The organism is Oceanisphaera profunda (assembly GCF_002157895.1).
GTDB classification, from domain to species: domain Bacteria; phylum Pseudomonadota; class Gammaproteobacteria; order Enterobacterales; family Aeromonadaceae; genus Oceanimonas; species Oceanimonas profunda.
Map to the genome: position 1 here is coordinate 2622453 of NZ_CP021377.1, position 16306 is coordinate 2638758.

The 16306-nt window shown below is 49.5% G+C and carries 14 protein-coding genes; 6 read left to right on the plus strand and 8 right to left on the minus strand.

Going from position 1 to position 16306, the window contains the following annotated elements; all coding sequences use genetic code 11:
* Positions 1-3: 3 nt before the first annotated feature.
* Complete coding sequence (locus CBP31_RS11580) at positions 4-804, minus strand: hypothetical protein (RefSeq protein ID WP_087037419.1); 801 nt, start codon at positions 802-804, stop codon at positions 4-6.
* Positions 805-1176: 372 nt separating this feature from the next.
* Here CBP31_RS11580 and CBP31_RS11585 point away from each other — a divergent pair, with 372 nt between their 5' ends.
* From CBP31_RS11585 to CBP31_RS11600, 4 genes are all read left to right on the plus strand, one after another.
* Positions 1177-1722, plus strand: coding sequence for a glycine betaine ABC transporter substrate-binding protein (locus tag CBP31_RS11585; protein ID WP_087037421.1), 546 nt, complete (start codon positions 1177-1179; stop codon positions 1720-1722).
* 494 nt (positions 1723-2216) lie between these two features.
* A complete protein-coding gene (purT, locus tag CBP31_RS11590) occupies positions 2217-3398 on the plus strand; it encodes a formate-dependent phosphoribosylglycinamide formyltransferase (protein WP_087037423.1) in 1182 nt (393 codons plus the stop codon).
* A 384-nt stretch (positions 3399-3782) separates the two neighbouring features.
* Entirely contained in the window at positions 3783-4184 is a 402-nt protein-coding gene (locus tag CBP31_RS11595) for a histidine phosphatase family protein (protein WP_087037425.1), read from the plus strand.
* Between the two features lie 62 nt (positions 4185-4246).
* Positions 4247-4998, plus strand: a protein-coding gene (locus tag CBP31_RS11600; protein WP_407668743.1) for an IS5 family transposase whose coding sequence is annotated in 2 segments (ribosomal slippage) — positions 4247-4577 and positions 4577-4998 — 753 coding nt in all. Because the reading frame shifts where the segments join, the coding sequence is not laid out codon by codon here.
* A gap of 195 nt (positions 4999-5193) precedes the next feature.
* Here the strand turns inward: CBP31_RS11600 and CBP31_RS11605 are convergent.
* From CBP31_RS11605 to CBP31_RS11615, 3 genes are all read right to left on the minus strand, one after another.
* A complete protein-coding gene (locus CBP31_RS11605) occupies positions 5194-7611 on the minus strand; it encodes an ATP-dependent DNA helicase (protein WP_227875018.1) in 2418 nt (805 codons plus the stop codon).
* Positions 7608-9278 (minus strand): VRR-NUC domain-containing protein, encoded by a 1671-nt coding sequence (locus CBP31_RS11610; protein WP_087037427.1) that lies wholly within the window; start codon positions 9276-9278, stop codon positions 7608-7610. The genes CBP31_RS11605 and CBP31_RS11610 overlap by 4 nt, the downstream gene beginning before the upstream one ends.
* Before the next feature lie 273 nt (positions 9279-9551).
* Complete coding sequence (locus tag CBP31_RS11615; protein WP_227875019.1) at positions 9552-10709, minus strand: amidohydrolase family protein; 1158 nt, start codon at positions 10707-10709, stop codon at positions 9552-9554.
* Between the two features lie 319 nt (positions 10710-11028).
* On the opposite strand from CBP31_RS11615, the gene umuD reads away from it, so the two are divergent.
* Both umuD and umuC read left to right on the plus strand, forming a co-directional pair.
* On the plus strand, positions 11029-11454 hold the full coding sequence (gene umuD / locus CBP31_RS11620; protein WP_087037429.1) for a translesion error-prone DNA polymerase V autoproteolytic subunit: 426 nt from the start codon (positions 11029-11031) through the stop codon (positions 11452-11454).
* A complete protein-coding gene (gene umuC / locus CBP31_RS11625; RefSeq protein WP_087037431.1) occupies positions 11451-12722 on the plus strand; it encodes a translesion error-prone DNA polymerase V subunit UmuC in 1272 nt (423 codons plus the stop codon). Before umuD ends, umuC begins: the two co-directional genes overlap by 4 nt.
* 18 nt (positions 12723-12740) lie before the next feature.
* Here umuC and CBP31_RS11630 read toward each other — a convergent pair whose 3' ends face one another.
* The 4 genes from CBP31_RS11630 to CBP31_RS11645 all read right to left on the minus strand — a co-directional run bounded on the left by CBP31_RS11630 (position 12741) and on the right by CBP31_RS11645 (position 16272).
* Positions 12741-13442 (minus strand): hypothetical protein, encoded by a 702-nt coding sequence (locus CBP31_RS11630; protein WP_087037433.1) that lies wholly within the window; start codon positions 13440-13442, stop codon positions 12741-12743.
* Positions 13443-13633: 191 nt separating this feature from the next.
* Entirely contained in the window at positions 13634-14107 is a 474-nt protein-coding gene (locus tag CBP31_RS11635) for a hypothetical protein (RefSeq protein WP_087037435.1), read from the minus strand.
* A gap of 84 nt (positions 14108-14191) precedes the next feature.
* On the minus strand, positions 14192-14713 hold the full coding sequence (locus tag CBP31_RS11640; protein WP_087037437.1) for a hypothetical protein: 522 nt from the start codon (positions 14711-14713) through the stop codon (positions 14192-14194).
* Positions 14714-15597: 884 nt separating this feature from the next.
* Positions 15598-16272: an ankyrin repeat domain-containing protein gene (locus tag CBP31_RS11645; protein ID WP_087037440.1), complete on the minus strand. Its 675-nt coding sequence runs from the start codon at positions 16270-16272 to the stop codon at positions 15598-15600.
* Positions 16273-16306: the final 34 nt, after the last annotated feature.

The following is a 16306-nucleotide window of genomic DNA, read 5'->3' on the forward strand; positions in this document are numbered from 1 at the left end:
CGCTTACTGAGCGTTCACTTTTTTGGTTGCTGTGGTGGTTTCAATATTCAGGCCGGCTTTGTTTTTTAGCTGTACCTTGGTTTTTACCTCAGTTTTAACATCAGTGTCTACGTCAGTTTTCACCTTCGCTTTTACTGCAGCTTTATTGCTGGCTTCCAGTGTGGTCTGGTTTTGCAGCGCCTTAATTTTCGCTTGCACTGCCTGTAAATCGGCTTGGTCTTGCAAGGCTTTTAACTGGGCTTGAGCCGCTTTTAGCTGTTGTTCTGTTTCCGTAAGCTCAACTGCAGTGGCGCTCTGGCCGCTAAAGGCAGCTTTAATGGCGCCATTTTTAGTCGGTGCCACCAAGGGTTGTAAGGTTTTAGGCCATACTACAGGCACAGTGCTATTAGGCTCGTTAAATAGCTTGGTTTCTTTACCGTCATTGACGATAGCCGACATTTTATTGGTTTGCGCGTTCCACACTAAACCGGCCGCTTGTGCTTCGCCATCTTCGGTGGGAGAGGCCAGATAAAACAGCGTGCCTTCTTGCTTTAGCGCCGGCGCGGTACGCAGCAGCGCCAGCGTCTCCTCGTAATCTTCACCTAACAGGGCCGTCATACGGTTTTTGATCATCGGCTTTTCAAATAGCTGAGAACTGCTGGGGTCTAAGCCGACAAAAGGTTTGATAAAGGCCCACATCAGCTGGCTAGGACCCATCGCTAACATAGGCGCGAAACAACCGCTGAGCATAGTGCACAGTGCCAGCACCAGAAGGCTGTGGGGCTTTTTCACGGCTGAAGTGCCAAATAAGTGTAATAAACGCATTTTGTATCCCATATTTTGTGTCTCATGAGACGGGTCTGATAACGCAGGCACGCACAGCGGCTTTATGAATAAGTGCTTCATTACCGGCGTAAACAGCGTTATCTAAAAGGTGCAGCACATTAGCACAATTGGCTGAAAAAGCAGCCAGACTTGCATGAGACTTTTTTACGCTGGCAGGCGGATTCATTCACCGTAATGGGCGCCTGCCGCTAGGCTTAACTACTTGGCCTAAGAGTAAAATTTAGGGGCATAGGCGTGTTTGCGGCCACCGTTTTTGCCCGCCCATAAAGCCGATGCTGAGTTAAGGATCACATGATATTGACGACACTTTCTGGCATTCTTAAGGCCATCAGCTTCAGGAGAGAACAATTTATGCGACGACTAAAAATCGGTTTATTGTCGTTAGCGGTGTTATTGCTTAGCGCGTGTGATAACGCTAGCTCCCGCGATGTGCACCTGTTAAGCGGTGGGGCGCCCGCTGAGCTGGCGCGCACTCACTTGGCGGCGGCCGCGCTCAAACAGCAAAACTTCAATGTGACTATCGAAGAGGCCAGGCTTGGCCAAATATGGCAGCGGCTGTGGGCGGGCAAGGCAGATGCCAGTGTCACCGTCTGGTTACCGCAAGCTTCAGCACCGTTTGTGGAGCGATTTTTTGATAGGCTCGACGATTTAGGCCCTAAAGATGCGGGCTTAAGTCTAGGGACCGAACTGGTGCCATTGCATGATAAACCCCATACCTTAGTGCGCCGCTCGCTCGCACAAGACGCGCCCGAAGCGGTGGCGCTGCTTAGAGACTTACAATGGCAGCCTGCAGATATTGAGCAAATTATTGAACGCTGGCAGCTAAGCCAAGACTGGTCATTAGCGGCCGAAAGCTGGTTGGCAGAACAGGCCTCTTCGGAGAGCTTTAAACCGTAAGCTAAAAAGACAAGCACCTAAGAGTTAAGGGTGGAGGAAAGCCGGGTCGAGGCTCTTCCCCTTCACTCTAATACCATTCTAAGTAAAATAATGATCACTTTTAGTTCTAGATCCAGAACCAATCTTGCAACGGAAGAACGCTGCTCTCTGTTTACGATAAGCACGGAACAATTAAGATGGGATAAGATCGACAAGTGACAGGGAGCAAGAGCTTATTTATTGTAAGAACCCGCTTATTGTAAGGAGGGGGGGGGTAGCTCTTACCTATTAAAGCCTTTTATCTTAGTTTTGGCTTTGTCAGATTTGAGCACTATTTTTCCGTGTTCTTCCGTGGGTTCCGTTGCGAAAAGGTTTTGATCAGTTAGTTTTCCTGATTGGTATAATACAGTTTTTTGCTCTTCTTCCGTGTATTCCGTGGCAAAAATGCACTTTCGCTTTTAGCTTATCCCTTTTTTTGGCCGCAGCGAGTGGCCGCTTTTATAGGAACTGTATTGATGACAACAATTGGAACGCCGCTTTCAGCTTCGGCCAAACGGGTATTAATGTGTGGCGGCGGTGAGCTGGGTAAAGAAGTGGTAATCGAGCTACAGCGCTTAGGCGTAGAAGTGATAGTGGTGGATCGCTATGCCAACTCGCCAGCCATGCAAGTGGCCCATCGTAGTCATGTGATCTCTATGCTGGACGGTGCCGCCCTCAGAGCCGTGATTGAGCTGGAGCAGCCGCATTTTATCGTGCCCGAAATAGAAGCCATTGCCACCGACACCTTGGTGGAGCTGGAGCAAGAGGGCTATACGGTGATCCCCACGGCGCGCGCCACCCAGCTCACCATGAACCGCGAAGGCATTCGTAGCCTAGCGGCAGAAGAATTAGGCTTGGCAACCTCGCCGTATCGCTTTGCTGGCAGTTTGGAAGAGTTTAAAGCCGGTATTGCTGAGATTGGCATGCCCTGCGTGGTCAAACCCATCATGAGCTCGTCTGGCAAAGGCCAAAGCACAGTGCATCACGAAGACGATATTGAGTCTGCTTGGGCTTACGCTCAAGAGGGCGGCCGTGCCGGTGGTGGGCGGGTTATCATCGAAGGCTTCGTGAAGTTTGATTATGAAATCACCTTACTCACGGTGCGCCACGCCAACGGCACTAGCTTTTGTGAGCCCATCGGCCATCTGCAAGAAGACGGCGACTATCGTACCTCTTGGCAGCCGCAAGCCATGAGTGCTGCGGCATTGGCCGCCTCACAAAAAATGGCCGAGCAAGTCACTAATGCCTTGGGCGGTTATGGTGTGTTTGGCGTTGAGCTGTTTATTCGCGGTGATGAAGTGCTGTTTAGCGAAGTCTCCCCACGCCCGCACGATACCGGCTTAGTGACACTGATTTCCCAAAACTTGTCGGAATTTGCCCTGCACGCCCGCGCCATTTTAGGCTTGCCGATCCCACTGATCCGCCAATACGGCCCTGCGGCTTCTGCAGTGATCTTGCCCAGTGGCAAGTCCAGCCAAACTACCTTTAGCGGCCTTAATTTGGCGCTGGCCGAGCCCGATACCGAGCTGCGTTTATTTGGTAAGCCGGAAATCGACGGTCGCCGCCGCATGGGCGTAGCCCTAGCTCTGGGCGATACCATAGACGCCGCCAAAGCCAAAGCCAGCCACAGCGCCGCTCAAGTGAAAGTCGAGTTTTAATATAGCGCCAAGCTAAAAAAACTGATCTGCAACGGAAGAACACGGAACGCACGGAAAAATTAAGCTGAGATAAGATCGAAAAGAACCACCCAAAACATCTGATTGGTAAGAGCTAAGACGAACTCTAAACATATTAGGGTCGCTTACTTTAGGCAAAGGGTATTCGACCGTTTTGGGCCATGCCATATTTTTTGTGTGAATACTTTTGATAAACGAGAGCGCCTCTAGAATAAAACAGACGGCGCTACGGATGTCTTAGTTTTAACCATTAAATGTTTTTCAGAACTGATCACTATTTTTCCGTGGGTTTTGTGGATTCCGTTGCAAAAAAATCTTGGTTCTCTTTGCGCTGTTATTCTGTTTTTGCATCAAGGTACGCACACCATGTCACGCACTATCTATTTATTACGCCATGGCCAAACGCTGTTTAATGCTGAGCAGCGTTTGCAAGGTCATTGTAATTCTGATCTCACCGAGTTGGGGTTAGCGCAAGCGCACGCCATGGCCAACACTTTGGCTGGGTTATTAGATAAGCCAACAGACTGGGCGCTGTATTCCAGCCCACTGGGGCGTGCGCAACAAACCGCACAGATCATTAGTGAGCACCTGCAATTATCTCTTAAGGATATTCAGCTCGATGAACGGCTAATGGAAGTGGGCTTAGGCGAATGGGAACAGCAACGCGCACCGGACCTGCAAACGCAATATCCGCATATTTCCCAGCAAGTCTTAAGCTGGTATCTCAAAGCACCCGGTGCCGAAACCCTAGGGCGCGTTCTCATTTGACGCTTCGGCTGCATTAGCTACCTTTATAGTATTTGAAGTAACTACTTGTGAGGTAACGACTTATGAGGCATTACTTGCTACGAGATGATCAATGGGAGTGCATCGAAGAACTGCTCCCGGGTAAAGCTAGCGATAGAGGCGTGACAGCACTCGATAATCGCAAATTTGTTGAAGCGGTACTTTGGATTGCTCGAACTGGCGCACCTTGGCGGGATTTACCTGATTTTTATGGGCATTGGCACCGCGTTTACGTCCGATATAGTCGTTGGTCTCACAAAGGCGTCTGGCTCACGATAATGGAGGAGTTATCCAAAGAAGCTGATTTTGAGCAACTCATGATCGACGGTAGTATCGTTCGTGTCCATCAACATGGGGCGGCTAAAAAAAAGAGCAAGATGCAGAAGCCATGGGGAAGTCTAGAGGTGGACTAACGACTAAAATCCATGCTGCCGTTGACGCTTTAGGCAACCCCGTGCGCTTACTGTTAACCCTAGGGCAGGCCTCAGAATATGATCAAGCAGAGGCATTGTTGGATGGTTTTACGCCTAGCCAGGTCTTGGCTGACAAGGGTTATGATTCAGATGCGTTTGTTGAAAGTATTCAAAGTGTTGGAGCAGAAGCGGTTATACCCTCAAGAAAAAATCGATTGGAGCCAAGGCCGTTGGATCGTCATGTTTATAAAGATCGCAACTTGGTTGAGCGTTTCTTCCAAAAGTTGAAGCAATTTCGTCGTATAGCAACTAGGTACGAACGACTGGCAAAAAATTACCAGTCAATGTTGAGCCTCGTGTCAGCCGTTATCTGGCTGGCATAATTGAGAACGCACCCTAGCGCATGCAAAGCTGCGACTCTTAAGCTGGCTGCAAGACCCTAATCTACCCGAGCAAGTGGTGGTGGTGGGCCATGGTTTATCGGGCGCTTTATTACGGGGTATATATGCACAAATGGATGATCACGCCATCTGGCAGCAAGAAATTCCGCAAAATGCCTTCTTTAAACTCAGCAATGGTCAAATAGAGCGCATTGCTTGCGAATGAGCATTTTCAGTCCACCAAGTGGGCAGCAGCCGTTGAATATCTGGGCTATTAAACCTGTCATCCATCAGCTCAATGACGCCAGTATCGTCAGGGGTGCGGATCAAGCGACCTGCCGCTTGGATAACCTTGCGTAACCCCGGATATAAATAGGTGTAAGCATAACTTTGATCGGAGCCAAAACGCGCGGCTAAGCGCTGAGCCAATTGTTGATGATAGTCATCGAAGGGCGGCAAGCCGAGGGTGGCGATAAATACCCCCACTAAGTCGTCACCGGGTAAGTCTATGCCCTCAGAAAAAGCCCCGCCTAATACCGCAAAACCTACTAAGCCGCGTCCGTTACGAAAGCGTTCAATAAAGGCCAGCCGTTCAGCCTCAGACATGCCGGATGTTTGCGCTATGCAAGGGAGACTTGGGTGTTGGTTTTGAAAATAATCCTGCAACTGCTTGAGATAAGCGAAGCTGCTTAAATACACCAAGTAATTACCCGCTTTGGCCTGATAGTGTGCGGCAATGCGCTGGCTAATAGCTGGCAAAGAACGGGCGCGATCCTTAAAGCGGGTGCTCACATTAAGCACGTTCAATTGCAGTTGCTGAGCCGAGAAAGGGCTGGCAATGGTCTGGCCACAGGTAGAGTCTGGTAAACCGAGTAAGTCGTGGTAATAACGGGCTGGGCTTAAGGTGGCAGAAAACAATATCGCCGCCTCGGCGTGAGCAAAGCGGGGCGCTAAAAAATCGGCGGGAATTAAATTTTGTAGCGCAAGACTGGCCGATTGCCGCGGCTTACTGCCAGCAGTCCAAGTGCGAACTTCTAACGTACATAAAGAATGCTCACCAAATTGCTCGGCCAGTTTTAAAAAAGCCAAGCTATCAAACAGCACTGCTTGTAGCTCCGGCGTTGGTGAAAACTCGCTAAAGTGTTCGGTGATCTCACCGATTAATCGTTGTAATGCACCGTTCAGTTCGGTGGGCACGGTGCTTAGCTGATGGTTCTGCGGTTCGGCACCGACTTTAACGGCAACCGAATCTGCTAGTTCATGAGCCGAGATCAAACGCTTCCAGGCTCGTTGCAGTGCGGTAAACGTCTTTTTTAAACTTGCCGGTGCTGCTTTAGCAGCGGCACTAAATTGCGCTTGATTAAGCGCGGCAGAATACATGCCCCGCGCCCGTTCTATTAAGTTATGAGCTTCATCGATTAGCGGCACCGAGCGCCATTCATTTTGCTGACTTAAGCCAAATAACAGCGCTTGCTGATCAAAATAATGGTTCACGTCACCTACCACTACATCAGACCAGCGGGCCATTTCTTGCGCTAAATAATACGGGCACAGCTGATGCTCAGCCGCTATCTCATTAATGCTGGTCTGATCCAACCAATAACGATTAGCCGCCGCTTGGCGTGCCTTTGGCAATTTATCAAAAAAGCCACTGGCCAGTGGGCAAGACTCCCCATGGCAAGCAAGATCGGTATGCAAGCAGGCTTTATCGCGGGCGGTCAGCTCTAAGATGCGCACCGGTAACAGCCCATCATCTGGCCCTTTGAGCTTACTTAAGCTGTCGAGCATCAATTGCCGGCCGGTAGTGCGTGCGCTCAGCATAAACAGTCTGTCCAGCCCGCGTCTGGGCATGGCCATGAGAGCGGGATAGGCCACGCCTAGAGTTTTGCCAATGCCGGTGGGTGCTTCTAGCTGTAAACTTTGCGCGCGACTAATGGCTTTATAAACGGTCTCGCTTAAATGTCGTTGATGAGTGCGAAAGTCCGCAAACGGAAACGCCAAGCTTATTAAGGACTGATCGCGCTTTACTCTGTGGGCTTGTTCTTGCTGATGCCAGTCTTGATAACGGGTACAGAGATCGTGCAAAAAACTCTCTAGCTCAGCATGCTCCCACGTTTCTTCCAGCGGCGTTTCTAAATCTTTGCCAATGTCGTAATACAACAAGCGCAAGCGCACTTGCGCTAACTGGTCACGAGCGCACAACAGTGCGCCATAGACTTTTAATTGTGCCCAGTGCAGCTGGCGCTGGCCTTCGCCTAAGCGCGAGATCTCACCTCGGTGGGTTTTAATTTCTTCTAATAAGGGCGTGAGTGTTTGCTCAGAATATTCTTGATACCCCTTAGCCTGATAACCCTTGGCTTCATAGCCGTCAGCACGGCCGCGAAGAGTAATGCCTAAGCAATCGCCAGTTAACAGGTATTCCGCTTGATAATCCGGCCCGCGCCGGCCTTGTATTTTTTTATGGCCAGCCATGCCCTCGATGGCAGTGGGCGAGGGCGTATAGCTGTGCTCTAGGCTGCCAAGGCGTGCCGCAAACTCGCACAAGGTTCGCACTGCAATGGCGATCTGCTCTGGCTTCAACTCTGGCTTCAATTGGTGTTTCAGCTCTTGTTTCAATTATCACTCCAGCTCACCTGCATCACGCTCACTGGCAAGCCTTGGGCGAGCATGGTCTGGATCCATAAACGCTGATGATCTTGCAGTCGATCGCCGGGGCCTTTTACTTCTATTAAGCGATAGCTTTGGTTGGCTAAGTCCAGTTCTAAGAGGTCGGGCATGCCTTTGCGATGATGGCGTAAGTCTAATAATAAATAGTTAAACACCGCTGTTAAGTGTGCGGTAGGGATCACTGTTAGTGCCATTTCGATAAGCTCATAACTTAAGCTTGGCCAATGCATAAAGGCGCAGCTGATGCCGTACTTTTGCTGATAGCGCGCTTTAATCACCTCTTTATATTCACCGGATTTAAGCTGGGCAAAACCCTCATTCAGCCATTGAGCGCGACTGTCGATAAAGTCCGGACGATACAAATCCGCAGGGCCCGCTTGAAAGGGATTAAAAAAGGCACCGCGAATGGGTGCAAATAACGCCGGCCAAAATAACAGTGCAAATAAGCCATTAAACAAACGATTTTCTACATGAAACACTTGTCGAGTGTCGCTGGTTAAATGAGCGATCACCGCCGCCTCAACTCGACCTTGGGTGGGCCTTTCTAATATTTCACTGTCGCTGGGCACGTTTAAGCTAATCGGCGGCGTATAGATAATGCCCGCCTTTTTAGCGCTGCGTTGGCGAATGCGCTCTATGGTTACCCGCGCTTCAGGCTGAGTGATATTAATGAGCGCCTGCGTGGTATAAGTAAACACCTCGGCTGGCGATAGCTGCTTTTCTAATAGCCGCAGCGTGCGCACTTGCGCTTCTCGGTGCTTACTTTGTTGATATAAGTCCAGCGCCAAGCTTAAGTCTTGCTGGCGTTCCGCTTCACGGCCAAATTGATACAGCACCTTGTGGCGACGATATTCAATCCATTCACAAGCCACGGGTGCCGGTAATAAAGGGCGAATGTTAGCGATAGGCTCGCCATTAAACACTCGGCTTTGTAACTGCTGCAGCGCTAAATACAAGTCCACTTCGGCGCGAGCTTGAAAGGGTTTCGAGTCACTATTCAATGGCATAGCTTCAAACTGCTGCAGGCCCAGCTCGGTTAATACAAACTCCGACCAATCTTGACGCAGGTTGCCAAAAAACATCAGCCGTAGCCGATCAAATAAAGAAGCACAGCTTAATTGGATTACCGTAAAAGGCGCATCAGGCCACCAAGCGGCCAGTGTTTTAAGGTCATCGGTTGTAGCCTGTTCTAACAAGGCACTGACTAAATCACCTTTACGGCTGCTGGCGGCAAAGAGCGTCTCGCTCGTAGTTAGCCGTGCCAGTGCCACGCATTCTTCGCGCTTGGCTAGATGGCACAGCTCGCTTAACAGCAGTTCAGGCTCAAGCGACACTAAGCCCAGCGCACTCAATAGCCTAAGGGCCGCGCTTAAGTCGGGCACTTCTGTATAGCTGAGTTTATCGGTACGAAACAGCGTGCCTTTGCGCATCACCAAACGCACCAGCAAAGCCTGCGCTGGGGTATCCAGTTGCAGGAGCTGTTGCAGTTGTTGGGTTTCGCCTGGGGTGAGCAAGTCACTATATTGACTGAGGCACAGCTCAATCACCTGCTGCGCATTGCGCAGGTAATACAGCGGATCCGCCAACGAAGTGGCAGTAACAAGGGGCATATTCATGGCCGTATTCTACGGCATTACATGTATAAAATTACAGTGTCATGGCTGATTATTTTTTGATCGGATTCGTGTAGGTTTGTAAAAATAGAGTTAGATAAGTGGTCTTACAGGAACATCGTCAGGCTAATTTCACACTTTTCTGCGCCACAAAGTGCAAATCTCTACACTTTTACGCGCGAATAAATGTAAATGTTGAGCAGAGGCGCCGCATCAGCAATAAAAAAGCGCTCATTCCTTAAGATGTGAGCGCTTAATCTGTCTAGAAAAAATGGCTTAATCAGCGGATTTTTTCTTTGCTGGCTGTTGAGTATCTGAGTCTGTAGTTGGCGGTTTCGCCTGTGTGTCTGATTTAGGCCTAGCTTTGTTATCTGATTCAGACTTTTGCTTTGGTTCTTGTTTGGGCTTTGGATCAGGCGCTGTGTCTTGCTTGGCTGACTTAGGCAGCAGCGCTAAAAAATTATCGTGGGCGATGGCGCTGGCCACGTCTGCGGGCAATGCCTGTAATACTGGATCGAAGCCTTGCATGGTCTTGCCTAAGTTGCCAAAGCGACCCACCACATCACTGCCGAGTACGAAACGAGTGGGATATTGCTTTAACAATGCCAACCATTGCGGGCGCGGTGTGCCTTTTTCATCCAGCAGATAAGGCTCTAGCAGCGTCCAAGATAAATCTATGGTTAAGTTGTCATAGTCAGCCAACAGGCGCTTGAGTAAGGGCCGTAAAAAATCCAATTCATCTTGATGACGATGCAGCTCTTTACTGGTGCCCGCATGGGCCCAAATAAACTTAACATCAGGATTTTTACTGACTGCCTCTTCTAGCTCCTCTAAATACAGCGGGTTACGCTCACGCTTTGAGGTAACGTTGCTGTGAATAAGCACCGGCAAGTTGAACTCAGCCGCCACCTTATAAATTTTCATCATGGCTTCGCTATTGGCGCGCGGTGTATCGCCGTGCAGCAGCGCGGTAACGTCATCGTGACGGGTAAACACCTCGCCAATGCCTTGCCAAAAGCCAGGATTAAGCTCCAGAGCGCGGCGCAAATGAGCGGCAGAATTTTTATCGGTGGCGTTAATGCCAGATAAAAAAGGAATAAAACGCTGCTGATCCTCAGGTGGTAGGGCTTGAATGGCATGCAATAACTCAAAATCGGTGGCGCTATACCAATACATAGCGGCGTCGTCACCCGCATAGTAACGAGGCTTTTGCGGTTCATCTTCTTGCCAAATTTTTGCCACCGGAATGCCCATAATGGCGGCACGGCGAATATCACCGTCGTCCATGGCGCTGAGCAATGCAGGCATGCCCTCAGACTCTTGAAAGAAATCGACGTAGTGCAGATGACCATCCACGTAGGCGCGGGCGTGAGTGAGCGGGCTGCTGAGTAATAAGGAGAGGCTCAGCGATGCATAAAGAGTAGTCCGTAACAAAATATTGCCTTTTTTAATAATGACTTACAAATGAGAGCCCAATTGTGCGTAAGAGTTCGCTTAACACAGAGCGCTGGCTTGCGAGTTAGTCAGTAACTGACCTTAAAAGTATAAAAAGTCAGCATGTTAGCCGACTTGAACGCGGCTTTCATCTTTTGGTGCTATCTGGATCTCATATTGATCGATATGGATTAGTCAGTTTGGCGCAGTCTCGCACTCAAATTTATCCGCACTGAAACGCGTAAGCGCATTCCTTACTTGCGGTCTGGACTATCTAAAAATACACTGTTTATATATACAGTGTTGTGGGGTGGCTAAGATGGCTGTTCTGTTAGGGAAACTAGAAGCCGGTATGCATCAAATACTGCCGTTGCTGCTGGATCGCGCTTCTTGTGGATTTCCGAGTCCGGCGCAAGATTATGTAGAGCAGGGCATAGATCTCAACGATTATTGCATTCGCCACCCCGCAGCCACGTATTTGGTGCGGGCCAGTGGTGACAGCATGATCAACGCTGGCATTTATCCCGGCGATTTATTAGTGGTGGATCGCAGTGTAGAGGCGCGCCATGGCCAGATTGTGATTGCCAGCGTGAACGGCGAAATGACCTGTAAGCGACTCGAGCTAAGGCCCATTGTTCGGCTGATGGCGGCAAATCCTGATTACGCGGCTATCGTACCGAGCGAGGGCGTCACGCTCGAAATATTTGGCGTGGTCACCAATTTAGTACGCAAGTTATCCCTATGAAACCGGTATTCGCGCTGGTGGATTGTAATAACTTTTATGCCTCCTGCGAGCGGCTATTTAGGCCGGACTTACACGGCCGACCCATAGTGGTGCTCTCTAATAACGATGGCTGCGTGGTGGCGCGAAGTGCTGAGGCAAAGCTGCTCGGTATTAAAATGGGCGTGCCGTATTTTAAGATAAAAGATGAGTATCAGGCCATGGGCGGCGTGGTGTTCTCCAGCAATTACGCCTTGTACGCAGATATTTCTAGTCGCGTGATGCAAGTGCTAGAAATGCTTTCGCCCAAAGTTGAGGTGTACTCCATTGATGAAGCTTTTATTGATGTGAGCGGCATACAAAGTCTCACGCCGTTAAGCGTGTTTGGTGCCGAGTTGCAAAGCACGGTGGCGCGTTGGGTAGGCATTAACGTGGGCGTAGGCATTGCACCCACCAAGACCCTCGCCAAGCTGGCTAATTACGCGGCCAAACGTTGGCCTGCCACGGGGGGCGTGGTGGATCTGACCAATCCAGTGCGGCAAAAAAAGCTACTGCAGTTAGTGCCAGTGGAAGAGGTATGGGGCATAGGCCGGCGTTTGGCCAAGCAACTGAATGCCATGGGTATTCATACCGCTTGGCAGTTAGCCCAAGCCAATAGCAAGGTGATCCGCCGCCAATTTTCGGTAGTGGTAGAGCGCACCGTGTGTGAGCTGAATGGCGAGAGTTGTTTAGGGCTAGACGAAGGGCTTGGCCCCAAGCAGCAGTTGATCAGCTCGCGCAGCTTTGGCGAGAAAATTACCGAGTTAGCGCCGCTGTGCCAAGCCGTCAGCCAATATGCTTGTCGGGCAGCAGAGAAGCTACGCCTACAACACAGCTATTGCCGACTGGTGCAGGTGTTTGTGCGCACCAGCCCCTTTGCACCCAATCAACCTTATTACAGTAATTCGGCCCTCACTGTCTTGAACGTGCCCAGCAATGATAGCCGCGAGTTAGTGCAAGCCGCCCAACAGTGTTTAACGCAAATTTGGCGGCCCGGTTATCGCTACCAAAAAGCGGGCGTGATGCTCACCGACTTTTGGCCCGCCGGCACGTATCAAGCCAGCCTGTTTGATGAAGTAAGCCCTAAGCCGCGCAGTAAACAACTCATGGCGGCGATGGATAAGATTAATCGCAGTGGCAAGGGCCGCATTTTCCTCGCCGCCGAAGGCATTCAAACCGACTGGAAAATGAAACGAGAGTACCTTTCACCGGCTTACACTACCCGCATTAGCGACTTACCCAAAGTCACTTAAGCCAGACTGAAATATGAGTTAGCGGGCGATTTGCGGTTCTGAGTCTTGTTCTGGCTCTTGTTGATAAGAGCTTGAGGGGGCTTCATTGGCAGGCAGCGCTTCTGTTACGGAAGGGGCGGGCTGCAACTCTTCCCTCGGGCTGGGCATGGTGAAGTACAAGAAGACACCTAACCATATAAAGGCACCTATTCTTAACCAATTTGAGTAGCCTTTACGCAGCGTCAGCCAAGCAAAGATAATCGGAAAAAATACGATGCCGGCGCCTAAATAATGGCCAACTTTGCGCTGTTTTGGTGGCGTATCCGGTTCGGAAATAGAGGCGGCATAACGTGTTTCTATAAAAGCCCGCAAACAGATCACTTGATCAACAATCGCCTGATGCGCCAATGGCTCAGGATTGTCTGCTGCTACCCAATGTTCAATATCGGCCTTGGTACGCTCAAAATAAGCGACAAAGTCAGGGTAATGCTCATTGTCAGCAAACAGCGTATTAATATCCGTTTTATCGGCTGTTAGCCGCTGAACATCATGGCCATTCACTTCAATAAAGACCGCCACAGCCGCATTCAACTCGGTTTGTACATCGTCCAAAAAGCTCAAGAAGCCCAACGATTGCAGCTTTTTGTTTTGGCTGTCGGCCTTATTAATGTTAAGGCGCGTATCAATGCCGGTGATAAATTGTTCGTCGGTGTTGTTGTCGTTAAGCCTGTTGCTAGCCATATCAGTCTCTTGTGATGGTAAATATTGAGCGGCAATAGGGTGCAAGTTTATCAAATTCAGCCGGCTCGGCCACATTCTATTCAAGAACCGAGAGTAGACTCTGCATGGCTTTATGTTGGTAACGCCCGTCGCAAACGCGAGCAACTTGTTGCTAGTCGAGCGCCCAACGGACGCGTTTTTGATGGCGATTGTTAGGCTATCCAACTTGATTGCAGTAATGTCAAAAGTTCACCATTTATAGTCCGAACAGACAATGGAAGCCTTCTAAAATCATCAATTGCACTTCCAATTAAGAAGTAAGCTTCTTCTGGGAGATCAGCTTCGAAGGTTAGATCTTCTGATGCTTTCAGGCTCCCATTTCCCGCATGTTTTAAAGAGTTATAAACCATCCTCGAAAATTTTAACGATTTACCTATCTCTTTTCTGATTTGTGATTCAGTTAAAGTGCCTTTATCAAGTTTTCTAAGCTCTAGTACGATATGCGCATGTTGAACTTGGGAAGGTTCAACACCTAATTCTTGCAACCATGGTGACGCAATATTAATAACCGCACCCGCAAGGAGAATACTCTTAGCAAATTCAGCATCTGTCTTTGCTGATTTATAAATGTTAGCAGCTTCGAGAAGTAGCTCACCTGCAAGCAAGATTTTGTCGTGAATTTTCAAGCATAGCTCCTTATGCCTAACGTTTGGTTAAAACGCGGGCTTTAGCCCTTCCTAGTTCGCGAAGCGAACGGTTTGAACCAGTTGTTAGCTGAATAACCCGAGCGCTACTGGCAATGAGGCGCCAACGACAGTGGAAACTAATGGATGGGATAAAAACGAATCAAGCCTACCTTTTGCTTCTTCTTTTTCCTCTCGCGAAGCATCAGTATTATTTATGTGCTCAACTAGTTGATTGAGTACAAGCTCAAGATTTTGAGTATTGTAATTGCCTACTTGAAATCCTTGCGAGTTTGAAATACTGATGTGGTTTGTGGTGTTTCCCACGTTAGGCGGTGGTGTAATAGCACTGTCTTTTGAAATTTTGAGCGTGTAATGTGCGGGGATGGCTGAAAGACCCGAGCTGTAATGGGTTTCAAGAATAGTGTAAAACTCCTCTCTGCCATTTGGGAGCGGTCTTATAACTTTGTCACCCTCAGTCACGCTGATGGAAGTTTCGTATATCGTAACGCTCTTGTTTGTAAAAGCGGTTCTAAATGGCCCGATTCGTTCATCTGAGTTTACTTCCAGAAAGATCTCATCTTTTTTCATTCCGGCAAGAGGTCTCATGCAATATCTCCTATTCAGCTACATTTTAATAGTGCGCATCATACCAGCTCGGCGCACTTTTTCTAATATTCTGATTTTTAAGAAATTTACAATGAAATAACCCTTTCTAGTGGGTGCTCAATCTGAGCATGCGCAGATTGCCATATGTGAGTGCGTACATTGCTCAGTAGGCTGAGAGTAAGTTTTGAAATGGTTGATGATAATTCTCACTCCTGAGTGTAATTGAGCACAGGTGAGGATCTTTTTGAGCATGCTGTGATCGCTGAAATAGACAGTAGGATCTGCCGCAGCCGACCGTGAAATGTCATAGCTAACAAAGGCTCCTGCAGTGTGCTGAAATGAAGAGTGGTCTTATTGAGGAACGTCTGTGTAGGCAACCTGCTGGCTCTAGATCCGCGCTATCTCTCAGACCAAGATTCTGACTTTTGTCAGCCTGACGGCAAACCAAAATCCTGCTTCGCAGATCCGCTGACTACTCTTTATGAAAGTATGGCGGCTAGAAAAGTCGGCCAGCAACAGGGCACACCACAGCTTTAGGGAGGATGAAGGAGTCTGCGCCGCCGACCATCACATGACAGGGATGATGTGTTTGAGCGCCACAGGGAGTGTGCTTGCAGCGTGTCGGTGGGGTGGACCCTTTGTCCGACTTTTACAGTGCGCTGGCGGCTATGCCAGCCTGTTGAAATATTTAAACCCCGAGATTCTGACTTTCGTCAGAATGACGACTAATGAAAACCCCGCTGCACAGGTCTGCTGAACTTTCTGCATTAAATAAGTGGCGGCTACAAAAGACAACTTTCAACAAGCAGCCTTAGATCGTTGAAAAAGGTAGTAGGCATTGTCATTCACGCCGTTTCTAGCTTCGTTCAACAATAGTTGGTCAGTTATTTAGCACCGGCTTGTTCGAGAAGCGTGACCATGGCCGAGTATCCGCGCTGGCGGGCATGTTGTAGCGGTGTGGTTCTTTCCTTGTCTGCGAGATTAACGTCTGCGCCTGCGTCTACTAACAGCCGGACTATCTCAATATGACGAGGCCCACCATCGGCGAGAATGATCGCTTCCAGTAAGGCGGTCCAACCCAAATTGTTGATATGGTCGATGTTAGTACCGGCTTGGATCAGCGTGCGTACTGTCTCCACATGCCCTCTCTCAGCGGCGGGAATAAGAGCAGTGCCGCCATAGCGGTTGGTGCTCGTCAAGTCGGCCCCGTGGTCGAGCGTCATCTTTAGGATCTCAAGGTGCCCGCGCGCGCCGGCGTAAAGATAGGGGCTGTCTTGGATTGAATCTTTGGCATTTACGTCTGCACCGGCGTCAATCAGTACCTTGGCGGTGGCAACATGATTGGCGTGGGTGGCCACCATCAGCGGCGTCTGCTTAAGGCTGTTGCGCGCGTCTATGCTTGCGCCTTGGCCTAGCAGCGCCGTGATTTGACTACTGTCGCCCGAGGCTGCAGCGTCGTGCAGTTGCTGCACCATAGGATCAGCCTTCACCATCATTGTCATCAAGGTGAAAAGCAGACCGCCAAAGAGGGCGGCAAAAAATGAGCGTTTTATCCACATATAATTTCTCCGAATTCAGTGCTGACAGAGGTGT